This is a genomic window from Mesorhizobium sp. M1342 (assembly GCF_040317955.1).
GTDB lineage: Bacteria > Pseudomonadota > Alphaproteobacteria > Rhizobiales > Rhizobiaceae > Mesorhizobium.
Window position 1 is genome coordinate 146,785 of the sequence record NZ_JAMYLI010000012.1, and the last position, 17,412, is coordinate 164,196.

Genomic DNA, 17,412 nt, shown 5'->3' on the forward strand with positions numbered 1-17,412 from the left:
CGCGCGGCGTTGCGTGTCTTTGCCGACAACGGGAGGAAACAGGGAAAATGCATCGCCGGTCGGAGAAGCGCTGATGTCGATGCCGGGGCTGGCATACGGTCCTCTCGGCGATCGATGCATGCATATCTGCGTGGATATGCAGCGGCTATTTGCAGAGCCGTCTGAATGGGCAACACCCTGGATCACCCGGGTTCTCCCGCAGATCGAGAGGCTGGTCGAAAGACGCGCGCCACAGACGGTCTTTACACGCTTCCTGCCCGCCGGGAAGCCGGGGCAAGGGGTCGGCACATGGAAGCGCTATTATCAGCGCTGGGCTTCCCTGACGATCGAGACGATCGGGCCCGAAATGACCGAATTGTTGCCGTCTTTAGCCGGCTACTGCCCGCCAGCGGCGATCGTCGACAAGCACATCTACTCGCCCTGGTTCGAAGGGCGTCTCAGAGCGCTCCTGGTGGAGCGCGGCATCGATACGCTGGTCATCACCGGCGGCGAAACGGATGTTTGCGTTCTGGCTACGGTGCTCGGGGCCATCGATTTCGGCTATCGCGTGGTTCTCGTCACGGACGCGCTGTGCAGTTCTTCCGACGCAACCCATGATGCACTGCTGACCGTTTACCACCAACGTTTCGCGCAACAGGTCGAGACGGTTGAGATGGAAACGGTTCTCTCGAACTGGACTTGACGTCCGCTAACCCGGCCCGGGTGGGAAGTGTCCATGCTTCCTTGCGCGGTTGGGCTGCCTATCTGTTAAGAGAATGACGGACACCAGAACAGGTAGCAGGACGTGACGCAACGATCGGGAAGTGCTGATCTTCCACTCCATGGCGGGCGCGTGCCAAAATGGCTCGGCGACCGCATGACGCGTCTTGGCGCTGTGATGTGCGAGGCGATCATTCATCACTATGGTCGAGACGAGTTGCTGCGGCGGCTGGCGCATCCATTCTGGTTCCAGTCCTTTGGTGCTGTCATGGGCATGGATTGGCACTCGTCAGGAATCACGACCAGCGTCGTGGGCGCTTTGAAGCGTGGCCTCACGCCGCTTTCCGGCGAGCTCGGCATTCATGTCTGCGGTGGCCGCGGCGCGCATTCGCGCAAAACCCCGCATGAGCTGGAAGCCATCGGCCAACGCGTCGGCTTCGACGGAGCGGGCCTGGCAACCGCCAGCCGGCTGGTCGCCAAGGTCGACAGCGCCGCCGTCCAGGACGGTTTCGATCTCTATCTGCATGGCTTTATCGTCGCCGATGACGGTCACTGGGTTGTGGTGCAGCAAGGCATGAACGGCGACAGCAAGGTGGCGCGCCGCTACCATTGGCTCTCCGAGGGCCTGAAGAGTTTTGTCGACCAGCCGCATGCCGCTATCGAAGGGGCCAATCAAGGCGAGATCGTCAACCTGACCGACCGGCGTGCCGAGGCGTCCCGCCAAGGGCAACTTGACCTTTTGCAGAATCTCGGACCGGATCGCATCCTGGGCGAGCTGGCGGCATTGGAGCGAGGCGCGGAGCCGACGCGCCGGCAGGAACCGGAACAACCGCTGCTGCCGCATTTGGTCATGCCGGCCCACCATGACGTTCGCGAAAGCGATGTCGTCATGCATCGCCTACACGGCAATATCGCAGCCGCCGCGGACCGCGGTCCCACCGATTTCGCCGAGCTCCTTCTGGTCCCCGGCGTCGGCGCACGCACAGTGCGCGCGCTGGCCCTCGTTGCCGAGGTGGTGCATGGCGCTCCTTGCCGTTTTTCCGATCCCGGCCGCTTCTCGCTGGCGCATGGCGGCAAGGACAGGCATCCATTTCCGGTACCGCTGAAGGTCTATGACGAGACGATCGGGGTTCTGAAGTCGGCCGTGCAGAAGGCAAAGCTCGGTCGCGATGAAGAAATCGGCGCCTTGAGGCGGCTCGACGATCAGTCGCGGCAAGTCGAGCGATACGTGACCGGCCCCAGCCTGAAGGAAATTGTCGCGGGAGAATTCGACCAATCGCATCTGCTTGGCGGGCGCAGCGTGTTCGGGTGGGAAGCTGCGCCGGACACAGCGCCTGCTGAGCGGAGCAAAAAAGCGTCAGAACGAGACAGAGGGCTGTAGATCAGTCGGCCAGATCGATCAGCGCGACACCGAGGTCCGGACGCTTGCTGCGGCGCAGATGACCGGGCGCTTCCACCAGGGTGATTTCGAGCGTTGGTCGAACGATGCCGTCAAGCAGATGTCCACCCCGGGTGGTGCCGTCGCTCAATCCAAGCACCGCATGGACGTGCAGGCTGGGCTTGTCATCATCACCCAGTGCAACATCGCCGATCGCGCTCAGAACCTCGCACTGTTCGCCGATGGGGATTTTGCGGTAGGTCTTCGCGGTCGGATCAAACCAGCCCACGGTGGCTTTTTCGAAAGCCCCTATGGCGGTCAAGGACGCACTGCCGATCTCCTGGTCGACCGCGAAGGCGGTCAGTGCCGCGAACGCTTCTTCGCCTGGGTCGAGCACCACGACGAATGTCCGTTGTCCGCCGATCTCATTGACGAGCTGAGATTTCATCCCTGTGCTTCCATCGTTCGGCCCAAGGCCGTCGCCAAGATCAATGGGCGCGGTGTTCCGCATTGCGCTTGCGGGTCGCTGCAGCTTTCTTTGCCGATTCGGATCGGCTTGCGGCAGACCGGGATGCCGATGCCTTGCCGCCGCTTTTACCGCCTTTGTGCGCCGCGAGATGGCCCGTGTGTTTGCCGCGGCCCGAACCGCCTTCCTTCTTGCCACCGCCATCGTCCTTGTTGACGGTAGCCCATGCACGCCGCTCTGCTTCCTTGTCCGAAACCCCGCGCTTCTCGTAGCCTTCGGCAATGTGGTCGGCCTTACGCTCCTGCTTGTCAGTGTATTTCGATTTGTCGCCTCGTGGCATGGCCTGCTCCTATTGAATAAGGGCTGAACCTCGATTTGACGCGCTGGTTCCAACAGAAGTTCGCGTAGCCAATGCCATCGCCCGGCATGGCCAAACACCGCCGCGCGCAGGCTAACGCTTTTCGGGCCGGGGAGAGCGCAGCAGCAGGCGAGGGGAATTGGTTCAGCCGATTGCCAACCTCACGACGAGGGCCAGGATCACGACACCGACCAAGCCGGCTATGAAGATGACCCGACGGGTGCGCGTTCGCAGGATGATCTCGCCTTGTCTCGCCTGCTCCGCAGAGAATACAGGTCCATTGTCGCCGTCCTTGCCATGCCGACCATCGCTCATGATCGCCTCCTTCCGGCTCTTGGCACACAACCATCGCTTGACCGGGGAGGTTCCGATTGCATCGATCCGGCCAGCAGAAAAAGGATCACAGGCTCGTGAGGAGGGAACTTTGCCCTCCGCGAGTGGTTTGGGCCGCTTGAGACCCAGCCAGCCCGGAGCCAGCCATGTCCGATGCCAAAATTTCCAGCGGCTTGAGCAGACGCATGTTCATGACGGCCTCTGTTTCGGCGGCGGCGGTGATGCCGCTTGTGAATTCCCCAACGAGAGCTGCCCAGCCCGCGTCCGCAAAACCGGCCGAACCGCGCGATTTGTCGGCGGTTTCGATGCGTATCAACAAGCAGACCTACAACCTCGCGCTCGACAATCGAACCAGCCTGCTTGACGCGCTGCGCGACCATGTCGGCCTGACCGGCACCAAGAAAGGTTGCGATCACGGTCAGTGTGGTGCCTGCACGGTGCTGATCGACGGAAAGCGGGTACTGTCGTGCTTGAGCTTTGCCGTCATGAACCAGGGCCGGGAGATCACAACGGTGGAAGGCCTGGCTTCGGCGGACGGGGACCTGCATCCGGTCCAGCAGGCCTTCGTCGACCACGATGCCTTTCAATGCGGCTATTGCACACCGGGTCAGATCATGTCCGCCATCGGTTGCATCAACGAAGGCCATGCTGGATCGGAAGATGATATTCGCGAATATATGAGCGGCAATCTATGTCGCTGCGCGGCCTATCCCAACATCGTTGCGGCGATCGTTCAGGCACGCGACGAGACCAGGAGGGCTTAGGATGCGCCCGTTCGTATATGAAAGACCAACCAGCGTCTCCACGGCAATCGCCATGGCGTCCCGTCCCGATGCCGTGCATGTTCCGCCAACCGGCGCCGACACGCAGTTCATCGTCGGCGGCACCAATCTGGCCGACTACATGAAGCTCGGTGTCGCGCGGCCGGAGCGACTGCTCGACCTCAACACTCTTGCCGAGCCGGCCTTGCGGCAGATCAGGATAGACGATGATAAGATCCGGTTTGGTGCGCTGGTCCGTATGGGTGAAGCAGCCGACAACAATGATGTCAGGCGCCGTTGCCCGGTCCTCGCCGACAGCTTGAAATTCGCTGCCAGCGGTCAGCTTCGCAACATGGCGAGCCTGGGCGGCAATGTGCTGCAACGTACGCGCTGCGAGTATTTTCGAGAGATATCTTGGCCGTGCAACAAGCGCGAACCGGGCTCCGGCTGCGCTGCGATGGAAGGGTCCAATCGCCAGCATGCCGTGCTGGGTACGAGCGATGCCTGTATTGCCACGTATCACGGCGATTTCGCGCAGGCGCTGGTTGCGCTGGACGCCACCGTCGATGTCGAAGGTCCGCGGGGAAGGCGCACGCTCACTTTTGCCAAGCTGCATAAACGGCCGGGCGAAACGCCCGACATCGAGACGGATCTGGCCGCCGACGAGCTCATTACCGCCATCGAAGTGCCGCTGGCACAGTGGAGCAGCCGGTCGCGCTATCTGAAGATACGCGATCGCGAATCCTACGCGTTTGCGCTGGCGTCCGCGGCTGTCGCGCTCGACATGGATGGCGAGACGGTAAGGAGTGCGCGCATTGCGCTTGGCGGAGTGGCGACGGTGCCGTGGCGTGCGCGCGAAGCAGAGGACGTGCTACAGGGCAAAGTGCTTGACGAAGCCACGGCGCAGGAGGCCGCCGAGGCTGCTTTCGCCGATGCCAGACCGCGCGAGCATAACGCATTCAAGATACCGCTCGGCAAGCGCACGCTGGTGCGGGCGCTGCTCGAAACCCGGGATATGAAGGGCTGAGCCATGAACCAAGCTGCACCCGCTCCAAGGGAAAACCAGGGCGATCCCGTTGTTCGCATTGACGCCCGGCTAAAAGTTACCGGACAAGCCGGCTATCCCGCCGACATCGTTACGGCCAACGTCGCCTACGGTGCCCTTGCCACCAGCAGCATTGCCCGGGGCAAGGTTTCCGAACTTCACACGAAAGACGCCAATGCCGTACCCGGTGTGCTGGACATCGTCACCTATGGCGATCTGGACAAGACCGACATGCCGAAATTCGGCAACACCGGTGCAAGTTCGATTGGGCCCTTGCACGACAAGACGGTTTTTCACGATGGTCAGATCATCGCTCTGGTGGTCGCTGAAACCTTCGAGGCGGCGGAGGAGGCAGCGATGTTGGTCCGCGCCGACTATGAGGACGAACGGCCCAGCGCCAGCTTTGATTCCAAGGGCGTGAAGATGGAACCGGCTGCCGGCAAAAGCCCGATGTTCAAGGAGGATGCGAAGGCCGGTGACTTCGACGCCGCTTGGGCGGATGCGACGGTGAAGATCGACGAAAAATATTCGACGCCGACCCAGCATCATAATCCGATCGAGCTGTTTTCGACCACCGCCATATGGCAGGGCGACCAGTTGACGATACACGAACCCAGTCAAAACGTTACGGGCTGGAAGGTGGAACTGGCACGCCAACTGAAGCTCGATCCGGCCAATGTGCGGATCGTCAGTCCCTATATCGGCGGCGCCTTCGGCTCCAAGGGGCCGATGACGGCACGCACTGCTATCGTTGCCGTCGCGGCGCGGCGCATCGGCCGGCCGGTTCGCTGCGTCGTCAATCGCATGCAAGCCTTCGGTACGCAGACCTATCGCGCCGAAACGCGGCATCGGATCCGCATGGGCGCCGGCAAGGACGGCCGCATCACGGCGTTCGGACATGAGGCCTGGGAGGTGACGTCACGCCCGGACCCTTATGTCGTCGGCGGCACGTCCGCCACCGCGCGCATGTACGATTACGGCTCCGTTCTGACGCATGTTTCGCTGGTTCATGCCGACCGCAACACGCCTGGCTACATGCGATCGCCGCCGGAGACGCCTTATGTCTACGCGCTGGAAAACGCCATGGACGAAATGGCCGTGGCCCTCGGTATGGATCCTGTCGAGTTTCGTCGCATCAATGAACCGGAGAAGGAGCCGATCGGAGGCAAGCCATTTTCCAGCCGCTCACTCATCAAGTGCTACGACCAGGCGTCCGAGGCCTTTGGCTGGTCGAAGCGCGATCCCAGGGTCGGCTCGATGCGCGACGGCGATTGGCTGGTCGGAATGGGCTGTGCGACGGCAATCTATCCGACTGCCGCCGCACCTTGCGCGGCCCGGGTTCGTCTCACCGCGGATGGCGAGGTTCGGGTCCAGTGCGGCTCCCATGAAATTGGCACCGGCGTTCGCACCATCGCCGGCCAAATGGCGGCCGAAAGGCTGGGGGTCGGCATGGACAAGATCAGCGTGGAGATGGGCGACAGTGCCTTGCCGCCGGCTCCCGTGTCGGGCGGATCGATCTCGACCGCCAGCGTCTGCTCCGCGGTCATGAAAGCCTGCGACGCGATACGCGAAAAACTGTTTGCCGCCGCTGCGGGCAAGGGGGCTCCGCTGGCAGGTTCGGCCAATGCGAAGCTGGATTTGAAGGACGAAGAGGTCGTCACCGAGACCGGCAAGTCCGCCAAGCTGGCCGATGTCTTCAAGGCCATGCAAGTCGGCGCCATCGAAGAATATGCCGAGTTTGCGCCGAAGGGTTCTTCGCCTGAAGCCCTGAGGAAACTCTATGCCGGACAATCGGAGTTTCATGGTGGAGAGAACGACGAAGATTCGGTCAAATATGCGTTTGGCGCCGAGTTCGTCGAAGTGCGCATCAACAGCTATACACGCGAAATCCGGGTGCCGCGCATGGTCGGAGCCTTCGCTGCCGGGCGCATCATGAACACGCGCACCGCGCGCAGCCAGCTGATAGGTGGCATGATCTGGGGCATTGGCCAAGCGTTGCACGAGGCCACGGAAATTGATCAGCGACACGCGCGCTACGTGAATCGCGACCTGCAGGACTATCTCGTGCCGGTCAACGCCGACATCAAACAGGTCGACGTTATCCTGGTCCCCGAAATCGACCACCAGGTCAATCCTGCCGGCGTCAAGGGCTTGGGCGAACTCGGCAATGTCGGAACGGCTGCTGCCGTGGCGAGTGCCGTCTATCATGCCACCGGCAAGCGCATTCGCGATCTGCCGATCAGAATAGATGATTTGATAGGCTGACGATCAAGAGCTCTGGACGGAGCATGGAACTCGTAACCCATAGGAAATTCAAAAACGGCAGGTTGATGCCGTGGGGAAAAGGCACGGTCGTCACCGGAGCAAAGGGATTTGTCTACCTCTGCGGCAATACGGCAACCGCCGAAAATTACGATCCTGCCGGAAAGAGAGGAGGGGCTTCCCTGGCGATGCGGCGGCACAGTGGCGCGCAATTTTGGCGAACATCAAATCAGATCTGGAAGAACTCGGCAGCGCGCTCGACTATCTCATCCGGCTGACCTTCTTCATCAAGGGGCCATTTCCCGATGGCGGCGTTCTAAGTTCACCCAATTTTCGTCTCGACGTACGGGACGAGTTCTTTGCCGAGCATTGCGCGAAGCACTGCAGCTATAACAACCCGCCGCCCTCCGAGGTGATCGGGATTGCAGCGCTTGCGCAAGCCGACATCGATTGTCGCGGTGGCGGCGTTGCCTGACTGAAAAAGTTTTCGCGTGCAGCGATAGCTTAGTTGCCTTGGCTCTCGAGTGTCACTCCGGGGCTGTGGCCGGAGCCGTGTAACGTCGGCGCACAGCGTCAAGCACCCGCTTGCGGCTCTCCTGCGCCGACAGGGTCTTGTCCTCTTCCGCCTCGGCGGTTTCGCGCGCCAGGTCCTTGTCCCTGATCTGATGTCGAAACCATTTGGAATAGTCGCCGGTGCGCAAGTGAAACTCCCAAGTCTTGTCGTCTATGCCCTCGGCGATCTGAGCGAAGATCATCAGATTGTGAGCCCTGAGGTTCATCGCATTGTCAGGGCCATGGAAATAGAAGCTGCCGGCTTCGTCGAGCTGGCCTTCGGCATATTTCCGGCTGTGCCGCTTGAGTGACTGACGTGGTTCCACCACCTTGACCGTCTTGACTTTCTTGCCCGCCTGCGGCCGCCAGAACAGCACGCGCGCGCCCTTGGGGCTGGGGATGTCCTTTGGCGGCTCAATGCCAGTCTCCTTGCAGAAGACCTTCACCACGTCCTTCGCCTTGGGGCCAAGCGCAATGATGGCTGTCACAAGGCGCAAGGCGTCTGTCGAGATCGCCTCGGGGTGAACGGTGATCAAGATTGTGCCCGGCAATTCCAATGAAAGGACCGCCCGCGTATCGTCGCGCCGCTTGGGCAGAAGATGGTGCGCTTCATCGATGACGAGCCAGTGCGGTCTCGCGGTGCGCCGGCGGAAACTGCTCAGGCCAGGCAGCAGGTCGGCAAAGAAATCCGGCCTCTCGTCGACGCGCAGGGCCAATCCGTTGACGACAATGTTGCTGTCGGCCTTGGCGATCAGATCCAGCACCTGCGCCTTTGTCGGCGCGCTTGAGCCGTCTCCCAGGCGAACGGCGCCTTCGAGGCCGTCATAGTCGCCTTCGGGATCAAAGACGCAGAACTGAAAACCACTTTCGACGAAGCGTTCCGTCAGCGCGGTGGCCAAGGTGGATTTACCAATGCCGGAACTCCCGGCAATGAGGATCGTGTCGCTCGGCGACAGGTAGACATCATCGCCGCCAGACGACCCAAGAACGATGCCGTCATGGCGCTTCGGCACTATCGCGTGATCACGCTTTATCAGCTTTGCGATCAATTGCTCCACGCCCTTGCCGCGGGCGCCACGCATGACCAGGTTGGCTGTATCCTTGACCGCCGGAATTGCATTGTCGACGGCGGCGCTGCAGCCACAGGCTTGCAGGAACGCGTGGTCGTTCTCGGCGTCGCCGACGCCGACGACGTTGTGCGGCGAAAGTCGAAGGTCCTGAAGGGCCGCAGCGAGCCCGGTGGCTTTGTTGATGCCGCTCGGCAGGATCATCACCGCGCCCTTGTTGAAGATGATTTCCAGTTCGAGACCCATCTTCTTGATGATATCGAGCACGGTCGCCTGATGGGGTTCCCAGGTCGCGACGATCGATCGCCCGACCGAAAGCGGCTTGACGCCCTGCCGCTTCAATCTGGCGACGAATTTGGGCTCGGGCGATGGGGCGATCACCCGCTCTTCCTCGCTGGCCGGCGTGTAGATCATCGCGCCATTCTCAGCGACGACCTTGTCGAAGAGGCTAAGCTCGGGAAAGACGCGCTTGAGATCGGGCAGTTCACGCCCGGTGACGAGAACCAGCTTGCGGCCGCTTTTCTTGAACCGCTCAAGCGCGGCGAGCGTCTTCTTGGCGACGATCCCATCATGAGCCAGCGTGCCGTCATAGTCTGCCGCCAATGCAATGAAATACATTCCGCCGACCCTTCTCGTTCCGGTTGCCCTGTGGCTAGAACGTGTGATCGAGACAAAGGCTCCCCACCGACCGAATCGTAGGTGGAGGAGGGGCGGTTCGCCCTCGGAAATCAGGAACTCCTTCGGTGCCGGTACGTTGACCAGACAAGCCGGGAACCGTCCCGGTCTTTGCTGGCGGCGTGCAAACCCCGTCGCCGAAATCCACACCAAGCGCAATGAAAGGTAAGGCCATGGGCTTCTTTTCGAAGGACATCAAGACACTCGACGATCTCTTCGTGCACACGCTGCGCGACATCTATTACGCCGAAAAGCAGATCGAGAAGGCGCTGCCGAAGATGATCGACAAGGCAACCGACCCGCAATTGAAAGCCGGATTTGAAAAACACCTCGACCAGACGAGAGGCCATATCGAGCGCGTCGAACAGGTGTTTGAGTTGCATGGCGTCAAGGCCAAGGAGGTCAACTGTCCGGCAATCGACGGTATTCTCGAGGAGGCCGACGATGTGAGCGGTGACGTCGATGACAAGGAGGTTCTCGACGCGGCGCTGATTGCTTCGGCGCAGGCCGTCGAACACTATGAGATGACCCGCTACGGGACGCTCATCGCCTGGGCCAAGCAACTCGGCCGCACCGACTGCGCCAATGTGCTGGCCAAGAACCTGAGGGAAGAACAGGCGACAGATCGCAAGCTCACCGAAATGGCGGAAAGCAAGATCAACCTGCAGGCAGCCGAATAGGGCTGCAATCCGGCCGGCTGGTAACTCGGCCGGCCGGATTGCTGGCAGGTTTCCACTCCGTCAGCGAGACGGGTCGACGCCCAAGGCCGTTGATTGCTTGCGCAGCGCCTCATCGTCATCCTGCGGCGCATGCCGAGCAGATCCTGCGATTTCCGTGTAGATGCGGTACGCTACACAAGTGAGCGCCACCATGAAAAGCAGACGGCCCATCCATCCTACTCCTTGCTCATGGATTTCATTCCGGCCATCCTCAGTACCCTCCGACGACCGGCAAGATTTCGCCGGTGATGTAGCTCGAGCAATGCGGCGAAGCGAGGAACACATAGGCCGGCGCGAGTTCTTCCGGTTGCGCGGGTCGTTTCATTGGCGTGTCCGCGCCGAATTTCGAGACGTCGTCGGCTTCCTTGTCCGACGGATTGAGCGGCGTCCACACCGGACCCGGTGCGACCGCATTCACCCTTATGCCCTTGCCGATGAGATTGCCCGACAGGGCCCGCGTGAAGGCATGGATGCCGCCCTTGGTCATCGAATAGTCGACCAGTTGTTTTGAACCGTCGATACCGGTTACCGAACCGGTGTTGATGATCGCCGAACCTGGCTTCATGTGCGGCACCGCTTCCTGCGCCATATGAAAATAGCCGTAAAGATTGGTCTTCAGCGTCGTGTCGAAATGTTCTTCGGTCAGCTCGCCGAAATCGCTGGAATGGATCTGGAACGCAGCGTTGTTGACCAGCACGTCGATGCGACCGAATTTTTCAACGGTCTCCATGACCGCCTTGTGGCAGTGGCTGCGTTCGCTGACATCGGCCTTGACCAGGATGCAGCGTCGTCCCTCCTTTTCCACCGCTGATTTGGTCTCTTCAGCATCCTTGTCCTCGGCCAGATAGACGATCGCGACGTCGGCGCCCTCGCGGGCGAACAACACCGCCACCGAGCGGCCGATGCCGGAATCGCCGCCCGTGATGAGTGCTACCTTTTGGTCGAGTTTTTTCGATCCGAGATAGTACGGCGCATCGTACAGCGGCTCCGGCTCTAGCGCCCATTCGTGCCCCGGTTTGGGCTGATGTTGCTCGGGGAAGGGGGGCTCGGGATATTCACGGGCGCCAGCCTGCATGGCGCCTTGCTGCTTCCCACCGCCTTTCGATTTGTCCTTGGCATCGACGCCACGTTGGATATGGCGCTGCTTGGCCGCTTCACCGGCTATTTCCGACTTCATCTGCATGATCGTCTCCTTGGCTTGGAGAGGAAACAACGCATGTCAGGCAAAAAGGTTTGCGCAAAAGATCGACTTGCCGAGAGGATTCCGGCCAGCGTTTGGCAACGCGTAACGACGACATCGCCAGCTGCACCAATTCAGCTGCAATGCAGCCGCGCCAGCCACCGCCGCGATGGGATCGAGCACCGGGGCTTGCCCGCTGCCTGCGCCGCCTTGGCGGCGAGCCAAACGTAATGATGTGGATTGGGAAGCTATTGCGTCAAACTGGCAAAGCAGCGCCATCCGGTCTACTCCGGGCGTAGCCGCCGGAATTCTATCTTGGCGACAGCCCATCGAGCAGGAAGTCGAGGCCTTTTCGGAAGGCGCCATCCCAATCGTTGTCCAACAGCAGACGAGAGCGTTCGATTGTCGGGTAGTGTTCGCTGAGGTGTGTAAGACGCTGCTGTGCGGCTGCCCTGTCTTCTTCCGAGAGGTCGAAGCTTGCCCGGGTGAGGGTGGCGCCCATCACATAATTCCAGAGCGACCATATCGCGGCGTTCAGATTCGCGTCGGCAACACCGGCTCTGGACAAGGTCTTGCTCAACATTTCCAGGCGGCTGAGAATGTTCGGGCCGAGCGCCCGGCGCGGCAACAGCGATGCCGACCAAGGATGGCGCAACATTCTGGCGCGCCAGTCTTCGAGCATATGAACGACGTCTCCACGCCAGTCCGGAGACTCACCTGTTTCAGGCGATCCGCGATGTTCGAGCACCGAATCGAGTGCTAGATCAAAGACATCCTCCTTGTTGTCAACGTGCCAATACAGGCTCATCACACCCGAGCCGAGGCGATCGGCCAGCCGACGCATTGTCAATCCGTCTATGCCCTGGGCGTCCAGCAGTTCCACGGCGATCGCCACGATACGCTCTCGAGACAGCGGCGGCTCGCTGCTCGCCTCCTGGATGGGTTGAAGCTTTGTCCGTTGCGATCGTTTGCTGGCACTGCGGGGTTTGGCTGCCATCTGTCTTCCTTGCTGGCCGAACGTCGATTTTGGCAGGCACCGTCAGGAATGTCGACGCTGATCGCTTGACTAGTACGATGTACCATACGATGACTCGTACATCGCACGATTCATCGTATGAGCGATCTGGTTTAAAGTTCATGCCGGCGGCGAGTGCGTTATTCGCAGTCAGCAGAGCCAGGAGAAATCATGTCACGCGCAATCAAGCATCTGCTTATCGGAGGGCTAATCATCATGACCATTGCAGTTCCCACTGCGTCGCCGGCGAACGAGTTCAAGCTGACCATCATCAATCCACAGACGCTCTACGACCCGTCGCCGAATGGCTACAGCACCGCCGTGATCGCACCGCGCGGAGCTCGGATTGCCTACATTTCCGGGCAGGGCGGCCAAGACAGCACAGGAGCCTTGTCACCCGATTTCGCCGTCCAGGTTAAGCAGGCCTACGCAAATTTGCATGCGGCGCTCGGGGGCATCGGCGCCAAGCCGGATCAGGTGGCGAAGCTCACGGTCTTCGTGGTCGACCACGACATGTCCAAGCTCGATGTGTTAACCAGGAACGTCAAGGACATGTTCGGCGAGGCGTTGCCGGCGCAGACACTGGTTCCCGTTCCCAAGCTTGCAATCGACCCCATGCTTTTCGAGGTGGAAGCCACCGTTATTCTGGAATAGGGAGCCTGATCGCCCCAACTGACATGGGGTCGAGCACGCCGCCGACAGCCGCGCGTTGGAACCACCAATTCATTTTGGCTCCCACGAAGCAAAGCCGTCACGACGCATACACTCTATTGCTATTGCCGCCGCATCCAAAAGTCGCATAAGATAGATTATGGAACTAACGCATCGGTCAAGAACTGGAAATTGCCGCTGATTCTCATAGGCTTGAGCCGATTGTGCCGTATTGCCTTGAGCGGATGGCCAACGCTAGGCTGTCGAAATGAAGATGGCAAACAGCGAGATCGAAGCGGCGATCGAAGTGTTCGTGCATGGCTTCAGCGCCGACAGAAGCCGCACCTTCCTTACGAGGCCAGCCGCGTTGGACGCTTGTGGCTGATGCGCGATGCCGAGCGCAAGAATCTTCGTGACTACCGCGGCGAAGAATGGGTCGTCCATGACGTCGCCGCTCAAGAAGCCGATGCCGTCGTGCGGCAGCATGCACGGCCGGGCTTTGCCATTTCCGTTGTGATCGCGAACGAGGATCCGGACGGGCCGACACGAACCGCCTACAAAGCTCTCGGCTACCGGCTGCTTCGGACCGAAGGTTTTTTCGTCCACCGGTTGCGCCGGATTCCGAGCCCGCCAGCGGTTGCGGTTGCTTCGGTCGAACGCGTGCAGACAGCCGAACGGGCGGCGGCGCAGTTGGGAAAGATCATCCGCAGACAGCCGATCCCGGATCATTTGCTCGGCGACAGCGCGCCGTTGCGCCAGTATGTGGCAGTCGATGGCGCCGATATCGTTGGGCGCGTGCGCAGCTTGGATGCCGTGGAAGCCACGTGGTGTTCGAGCATGTATGTCGAGCCTTCGCACCGGCGTCGCGGCATTGGCCAGGCTTTGATGTCGAAAATGTTGCACGACGATCGGGCGCGTGGGTCGAGGTGCTCGGTGCTGGCTGCAACCCACGCCGGGGCTCTGCTTTATCCCCGGATGGGCTACGAACGGATCGGAACGCTGCTGATATTCGCACCAATGAACCGAAAGCCGGTATGAAAGTCTATTCGCATCACGCTGATTCGTAAGGGATTTCAATCGCCATCCCATCATAGGCCGGCTCGACGTTGGCGGGTGTCTCGGCCATCACCGTGGCGTAGTCGAGCGGCACGTGCATATGTGTCAACACCGCATGTATCGGCGCCAGCCGCTCGATCCATTCAAGCGCTTCGCCAAGGGACAGGTGACTGGGATGCGTCCGGTACTGCAGCGCGTCGATGATCAGCACGTCGAGGTCGCGCAGCCGTTCGGCGGTGGGTTCCGGAAAGTCGCTGATGTCGGGACAATAGGCGAGACCGCCAATGCGGAAACCGAGCGATACGATGTCGCCGTGGATCTGCGGCAGCGGCTCAAGGGTGAGGGTACCCCCCTCTCCTTCGATGACCACCGGCCTGGTGTGGTCGATGAGATGCGGCCTGACGATCGGCGGATAGGAACTGCCTTGCGGCGTCTCGAAACAGTATCCGAACGCTTCCCGCAACCGAAGCATCGTCGCCCTGTCGGCATGGACGTCGATCAGTTGGCGCTGATCGAGAACGAAACCGCGCAGATCGTCGATGCCATGGATGTGGTCGGCATGCGGGTGGGTATAGACGACCGCATCGACACGTTTAACGCCGGCCAGCAGCATCTGCTGCCGAAAATCCGGCCCCGTGTCGATGACGACAGTCGTGCGGCTGCCGTTCGCCGCGATCCGCTCGACAAGTGCGGCGGCACGCGTGCGCCGGTTCTTGGGGTTGTCGGGGTCGCAATTGCCCCAGTCGCCGGTGATGCGCGGCGTACCTGGGGACGAGCCGCAGCCGAGAATGGTGAGGCGCAGCCGGTCGGTCATCGTTCAGGCACTTTGCTCTACAGGCCGCGGCATCTTGCCGAACAGCCGGAAGAAATTATCCGTCGTCAGATCAGCGATTTCAGCTTCGCTGACGCCGATGGTTTCGGCCAGCACCTTGGCCGTGTGCGCGACATAGGCGGGCTCGTTGCGTTTGCCGCGAAACGGCACGGGCGCCAGATAGGGCGCGTCGGTTTCGACCAGCAGCCGGTCATGCGGCACATCGGCGGCAATGGCGCGCAACTCAGCTGAATTCTTGAAGGTGAGGATACCCGAGAACGACACGTAGCCGCCGAGAGCGACGCCAATTTCGGCGAGCCGATGTCCGGAAGAAAAGCAATGCAGGATGAAGGGGAAGGCGCCCTTCCCCGTTTCGGCCTTGAGGATCGCTGCCATGTCGTCGTCGGCGTCGCGCGAATGGATGACCAGCGGTAGGCCGGTCTCGCGCGCGGCTGATAGGTGGGTGCGAAAGCCTTGCGCCTGCGCATCGCGGGGCGCTTTGTCGTAGAAGTAGTCCAGCCCGGCCTCGCCGATGGCCACCACTTTCGGGTGCGCGGATAGCCGCACAAGCTCCTCGACCGTGATATCCAGCTCTTCGGCCGCATTGTGCGGATGAGTGCCGACAGAGCAATAGACTTCGTCGAAAGTTTCAGCGATCTCAAGTACTTGCGGAAACCGCCTCACGCGTGTCGAGATCGTCACCATACGGTCGATTCCGGCGGCTAACGCGCGGGCGACGATGGCCGCCCGCTCCTCGGCGAAGTCGGGAAAGTCGAGATGGCAGTGACTGTCGACGAGCATCAGACGTTCGCGTCCGGCTGTTCGACATAACGTGGAAACACCCCTTCCGGTACGGGCAACGCAGTGCCGGGCACCAGCGCATGGTCAGCATGGACATGCGCGAAAGCGCGGCTCTCCGCCGGCACCGCCAACAGGTCGAGCAGTTTCGCGGCCGATCCCGGAGTGAAGGGTTGACACAGCACCGCCACGCGGCGCACGACTTCGGCGGTCGTCCACAGCACCGTTTCCATGCGCGCAGGGTTGGTCTTTTTCAACGCCCATGGTGCCTCGCCGGCAAAGTAGCGATCGGCTTCCGCCACCACGCCGAAGATCGCCGCCAGCGCCAGATGGATGCCCTGCTCGGCCATCGCCTTGCGCGCGATGTCGAGAGCGGCGACGGCCTGATCCAGGATTGCTCTGTCTGCATCCGTCAGGTCGCCGCGCTGCGGCACCACGCCGCCGCAGTTCTTGGCGATCATCGACAGCGAGCGTTGCGCAAGGTTGCCGAGGCCGTTGGCAAGATCGGCATTGGTGCGGTTGACGATCGCGTCATGGCTGTAGCTGCCGTCGTTGCCGAAGGGCACCTCGCGCAGGAAGAAGTAGCGCACCTGGTCGAGGCCGTAGTGCTCGACCATCGCGAATGGATCCACGACGTTGCCAACCGATTTCGACATCTTCTCGCCGCGGTTGAACAGGAAGCCATGCGCGAAAACGCGGCTCGGCAACTCAATGCCCGCCGACATCAGAAATGCCGGCCAATAGACCGCATGGAAGCGGACAATGTCCTTGCCGATGATGTGCGTGGCCGGCCAATAGCGCCATTGCTCGGCCTTTGTGTCGGGATAGCCGGCGGCGGTGATGTAGTTGGTCAACGCGTCGACCCAGACATACATCACATGTTTGTCGTCGCCGGGCACCGGCACGCCCCATTTGAAGGTGGTGCGCGAGATCGACAGATCCTTCAGCCCGGACTTGACGAAGCTGAGCACCTCGTTGCGGCGCTCGGTGGGACCGATAAAGTCTGGCTGGCTCTCATAAAGGGCCAGCAATTTTTCCTGATAGGCGGAAAGCCGAAAGAAATAGCTTTCTTCCTCGTTCCATTCGACGGGCGAGCCGAGCGGTTCGCGACGCACGCCATCCTCGCCGAGCGTCGTCTCGCTCTCGTCGAAATAGGCTTCCTGGCGCACCGAATACCAACCGCTATAACGGTCGAGATAGATGTCGCCATTGGCGGCCATCGCCTTCCAGATCGCCTGACAGGATTCGTAGTGGCGCGGTTCCGTCGTGCGGATGTAGTCGTCGTTCGAGCCACCCATCGCCTCGGTCATCGCGCGGAAAATCGCCGAATTGCGGTCGGCCAGCGCCAGCGGCGTTATGCCTTCCTTCTCGGCCGTTTGCTGCATCTTCAGGCCGTGTTCGTCGGTACCGGTCAGGAAGAAGACGTCCTTGCCGTCCAGGCGCTGGAAGCGTGCCAGGGCGTCGGTTGCAATGACCGTATAGGCGTGGCCGATATGCGGCTTGCCGTTCGGATAAAAGATCGGGGTGGTGATGTAGAACTTGTCGCGTGACATGAAGGAACCGTCATGAATGTCTGAATGGAAAGG

At 61.1% G+C, this 17,412-nt stretch carries 19 protein-coding genes; 9 read left to right on the forward strand and 10 right to left on the reverse strand.

Features of this window, described 5'->3' with window-relative positions:
- Window positions 1-73 precede the first annotated feature (73 nt).
- Entirely contained in the window at window positions 74-682 is a 609-nt protein-coding gene (locus NKH06_RS14790) for a cysteine hydrolase family protein (RefSeq protein ID WP_023811970.1), read from the forward strand.
- A 102-nt stretch (window positions 683-784) separates the two neighbouring features.
- Window positions 785-2,080 carry a DUF763 domain-containing protein gene (locus tag NKH06_RS14795; protein ID WP_352893339.1) on the forward strand — a complete coding sequence of 432 codons (1,296 nt, stop codon included), beginning with the start codon at window positions 785-787 and terminating at the stop codon, window positions 2,078-2,080.
- Between the two features lies 1 nt (window position 2,081).
- Here NKH06_RS14795 and NKH06_RS14800 read toward each other — a convergent pair whose 3' ends face one another.
- The 3 genes from NKH06_RS14800 to NKH06_RS14810 all read right to left on the reverse strand — a co-directional run bounded on the left by NKH06_RS14800 (window position 2,082) and on the right by NKH06_RS14810 (window position 3,216).
- Window positions 2,082-2,525: a PPC domain-containing DNA-binding protein gene (locus NKH06_RS14800; protein WP_023811968.1), complete on the reverse strand. Its 444-nt coding sequence runs from the start codon at window positions 2,523-2,525 to the stop codon at window positions 2,082-2,084.
- 40 nt (window positions 2,526-2,565) lie between these two features.
- Window positions 2,566-2,883, reverse strand: a complete 318-nt coding sequence (locus NKH06_RS14805) for a hypothetical protein (protein WP_023811967.1) — start codon at window positions 2,881-2,883, stop codon at window positions 2,566-2,568.
- A 162-nt stretch (window positions 2,884-3,045) separates the two neighbouring features.
- Window positions 3,046-3,216 (reverse strand): hypothetical protein, encoded by a 171-nt coding sequence (locus NKH06_RS14810; RefSeq protein ID WP_023811966.1) that lies wholly within the window; start codon window positions 3,214-3,216, stop codon window positions 3,046-3,048.
- Between the two features lie 209 nt (window positions 3,217-3,425).
- On the opposite strand from NKH06_RS14810, the gene NKH06_RS14815 reads away from it, so the two are divergent.
- The 4 genes from NKH06_RS14815 to NKH06_RS14830 all read left to right on the forward strand — a co-directional run bounded on the left by NKH06_RS14815 (window position 3,426) and on the right by NKH06_RS14830 (window position 7,777).
- Window positions 3,426-3,998 carry a (2Fe-2S)-binding protein gene (locus NKH06_RS14815; RefSeq protein WP_245273254.1) on the forward strand — a complete coding sequence of 191 codons (573 nt, stop codon included), beginning with the start codon at window positions 3,426-3,428 and terminating at the stop codon, window positions 3,996-3,998.
- Between the two features lies 1 nt (window position 3,999).
- Window positions 4,000-5,022 (forward strand): FAD binding domain-containing protein, encoded by a 1,023-nt coding sequence (locus NKH06_RS14820; protein ID WP_023811964.1) that lies wholly within the window; start codon window positions 4,000-4,002, stop codon window positions 5,020-5,022.
- 3 nt (window positions 5,023-5,025) lie between these two features.
- Window positions 5,026-7,305 (forward strand): xanthine dehydrogenase family protein molybdopterin-binding subunit, encoded by a 2,280-nt coding sequence (locus tag NKH06_RS14825; RefSeq protein WP_023811963.1) that lies wholly within the window; start codon window positions 5,026-5,028, stop codon window positions 7,303-7,305.
- Between the two features lie 211 nt (window positions 7,306-7,516).
- Window positions 7,517-7,777: a hypothetical protein gene (locus NKH06_RS14830; protein ID WP_352721431.1), complete on the forward strand. Its 261-nt coding sequence runs from the start codon at window positions 7,517-7,519 to the stop codon at window positions 7,775-7,777.
- A gap of 52 nt (window positions 7,778-7,829) precedes the next feature.
- Here the strand turns inward: NKH06_RS14830 and NKH06_RS14835 are convergent, their stop codons facing one another.
- Window positions 7,830-9,539, reverse strand: a complete 1,710-nt coding sequence (locus NKH06_RS14835) for an HAD family hydrolase (protein ID WP_023811962.1) — start codon at window positions 9,537-9,539, stop codon at window positions 7,830-7,832.
- Window positions 9,540-9,769: 230 nt separating this feature from the next.
- Between NKH06_RS14835 and NKH06_RS14840 the strand changes: the two genes are divergently transcribed.
- Complete coding sequence (locus NKH06_RS14840) at window positions 9,770-10,276, forward strand: YciE/YciF ferroxidase family protein (protein ID WP_023811961.1); 507 nt, start codon at window positions 9,770-9,772, stop codon at window positions 10,274-10,276.
- A 60-nt stretch (window positions 10,277-10,336) separates the two neighbouring features.
- Here the strand turns inward: NKH06_RS14840 and NKH06_RS14845 are convergent, their stop codons facing one another.
- The 3 genes from NKH06_RS14845 to NKH06_RS14855 form a co-directional block, all read right to left on the reverse strand.
- Window positions 10,337-10,486: a hypothetical protein gene (locus NKH06_RS14845; RefSeq protein ID WP_023811960.1), complete on the reverse strand. Its 150-nt coding sequence runs from the start codon at window positions 10,484-10,486 to the stop codon at window positions 10,337-10,339.
- A 40-nt stretch (window positions 10,487-10,526) separates the two neighbouring features.
- Window positions 10,527-11,498: an SDR family oxidoreductase gene (locus NKH06_RS14850; RefSeq protein ID WP_023811959.1), complete on the reverse strand. Its 972-nt coding sequence runs from the start codon at window positions 11,496-11,498 to the stop codon at window positions 10,527-10,529.
- Between the two features lie 307 nt (window positions 11,499-11,805).
- Window positions 11,806-12,492 carry a TetR/AcrR family transcriptional regulator C-terminal domain-containing protein gene (locus tag NKH06_RS14855; protein WP_023811958.1) on the reverse strand — a complete coding sequence of 229 codons (687 nt, stop codon included), beginning with the start codon at window positions 12,490-12,492 and terminating at the stop codon, window positions 11,806-11,808.
- 189 nt (window positions 12,493-12,681) lie between these two features.
- On the opposite strand from NKH06_RS14855, the gene NKH06_RS14860 reads away from it, so the two are divergent.
- Window positions 12,682-13,164, forward strand: a complete 483-nt coding sequence (locus tag NKH06_RS14860; RefSeq protein WP_023811957.1) for a RidA family protein — start codon at window positions 12,682-12,684, stop codon at window positions 13,162-13,164.
- Between the two features lie 189 nt (window positions 13,165-13,353).
- Complete coding sequence (locus NKH06_RS14865) at window positions 13,354-14,199, forward strand: GNAT family N-acetyltransferase (protein WP_352893340.1); 846 nt, start codon at window positions 13,354-13,356, stop codon at window positions 14,197-14,199.
- 13 nt (window positions 14,200-14,212) lie between these two features.
- Here NKH06_RS14865 and NKH06_RS14870 read toward each other — a convergent pair whose 3' ends face one another.
- Genes NKH06_RS14870 through metG form a run of 3 tightly spaced genes read right to left on the reverse strand, consistent with a single transcriptional unit; the run spans window position 14,213 to window position 17,379 of the window.
- On the reverse strand, window positions 14,213-15,031 hold the full coding sequence (locus NKH06_RS14870) for an MBL fold metallo-hydrolase (RefSeq protein ID WP_023811955.1): 819 nt from the start codon (window positions 15,029-15,031) through the stop codon (window positions 14,213-14,215).
- A 3-nt stretch (window positions 15,032-15,034) separates the two neighbouring features.
- Window positions 15,035-15,829 (reverse strand): TatD family hydrolase, encoded by a 795-nt coding sequence (locus tag NKH06_RS14875; RefSeq protein ID WP_023811954.1) that lies wholly within the window; start codon window positions 15,827-15,829, stop codon window positions 15,035-15,037.
- Window positions 15,829-17,379 carry a methionine--tRNA ligase gene (metG, locus tag NKH06_RS14880; protein ID WP_023811953.1) on the reverse strand — a complete coding sequence of 517 codons (1,551 nt, stop codon included), beginning with the start codon at window positions 17,377-17,379 and terminating at the stop codon, window positions 15,829-15,831. Before metG ends, NKH06_RS14875 begins: the two co-directional genes overlap by 1 nt.
- Window positions 17,380-17,412: the final 33 nt, after the last annotated feature.

Excerpts from the sequence above, each read along its gene's own strand:
- NKH06_RS14790 (WP_023811970.1), top strand. The coding sequence starts at position 74 with ATGTCGATGCCGGGGCTGGCATACGGTCCTCTCGGCGATCGATGCATG.
- NKH06_RS14800 (WP_023811968.1), bottom strand. The coding sequence starts at position 2,525 with ATGAAATCTCAGCTCGTCAATGAGATCGGCGGACAACGGACATTCGTC.
- NKH06_RS14805 (WP_023811967.1), bottom strand. The coding sequence starts at position 2,883 with ATGCCACGAGGCGACAAATCGAAATACACTGACAAGCAGGAGCGTAAG.
- NKH06_RS14810 (WP_023811966.1), bottom strand. The coding sequence starts at position 3,216 with ATGAGCGATGGTCGGCATGGCAAGGACGGCGACAATGGACCTGTATTC.
- NKH06_RS14815 (WP_245273254.1), top strand. The coding sequence starts at position 3,426 with ATGACGGCCTCTGTTTCGGCGGCGGCGGTGATGCCGCTTGTGAATTCC.
- NKH06_RS14820 (WP_023811964.1), top strand. The coding sequence starts at position 4,000 with ATGCGCCCGTTCGTATATGAAAGACCAACCAGCGTCTCCACGGCAATC.
- NKH06_RS14825 (WP_023811963.1), top strand. The coding sequence starts at position 5,026 with ATGAACCAAGCTGCACCCGCTCCAAGGGAAAACCAGGGCGATCCCGTT.
- NKH06_RS14835 (WP_023811962.1), bottom strand. The coding sequence starts at position 9,539 with ATGTATTTCATTGCATTGGCGGCAGACTATGACGGCACGCTGGCTCAT.
- NKH06_RS14840 (WP_023811961.1), top strand. The coding sequence starts at position 9,770 with ATGGGCTTCTTTTCGAAGGACATCAAGACACTCGACGATCTCTTCGTG.
- NKH06_RS14845 (WP_023811960.1), bottom strand. The coding sequence starts at position 10,486 with ATGGGCCGTCTGCTTTTCATGGTGGCGCTCACTTGTGTAGCGTACCGC.
- NKH06_RS14850 (WP_023811959.1), bottom strand. The coding sequence starts at position 11,498 with ATGCAGATGAAGTCGGAAATAGCCGGTGAAGCGGCCAAGCAGCGCCAT.
- NKH06_RS14855 (WP_023811958.1), bottom strand. The coding sequence starts at position 12,492 with ATGGCAGCCAAACCCCGCAGTGCCAGCAAACGATCGCAACGGACAAAG.
- NKH06_RS14860 (WP_023811957.1), top strand. The coding sequence starts at position 12,682 with ATGTCACGCGCAATCAAGCATCTGCTTATCGGAGGGCTAATCATCATG.
- NKH06_RS14870 (WP_023811955.1), bottom strand. The coding sequence starts at position 15,031 with ATGACCGACCGGCTGCGCCTCACCATTCTCGGCTGCGGCTCGTCCCCA.
- NKH06_RS14875 (WP_023811954.1), bottom strand. The coding sequence starts at position 15,829 with ATGCTCGTCGACAGTCACTGCCATCTCGACTTTCCCGACTTCGCCGAG.
- metG (WP_023811953.1), bottom strand. The coding sequence starts at position 17,379 with ATGTCACGCGACAAGTTCTACATCACCACCCCGATCTTTTATCCGAAC.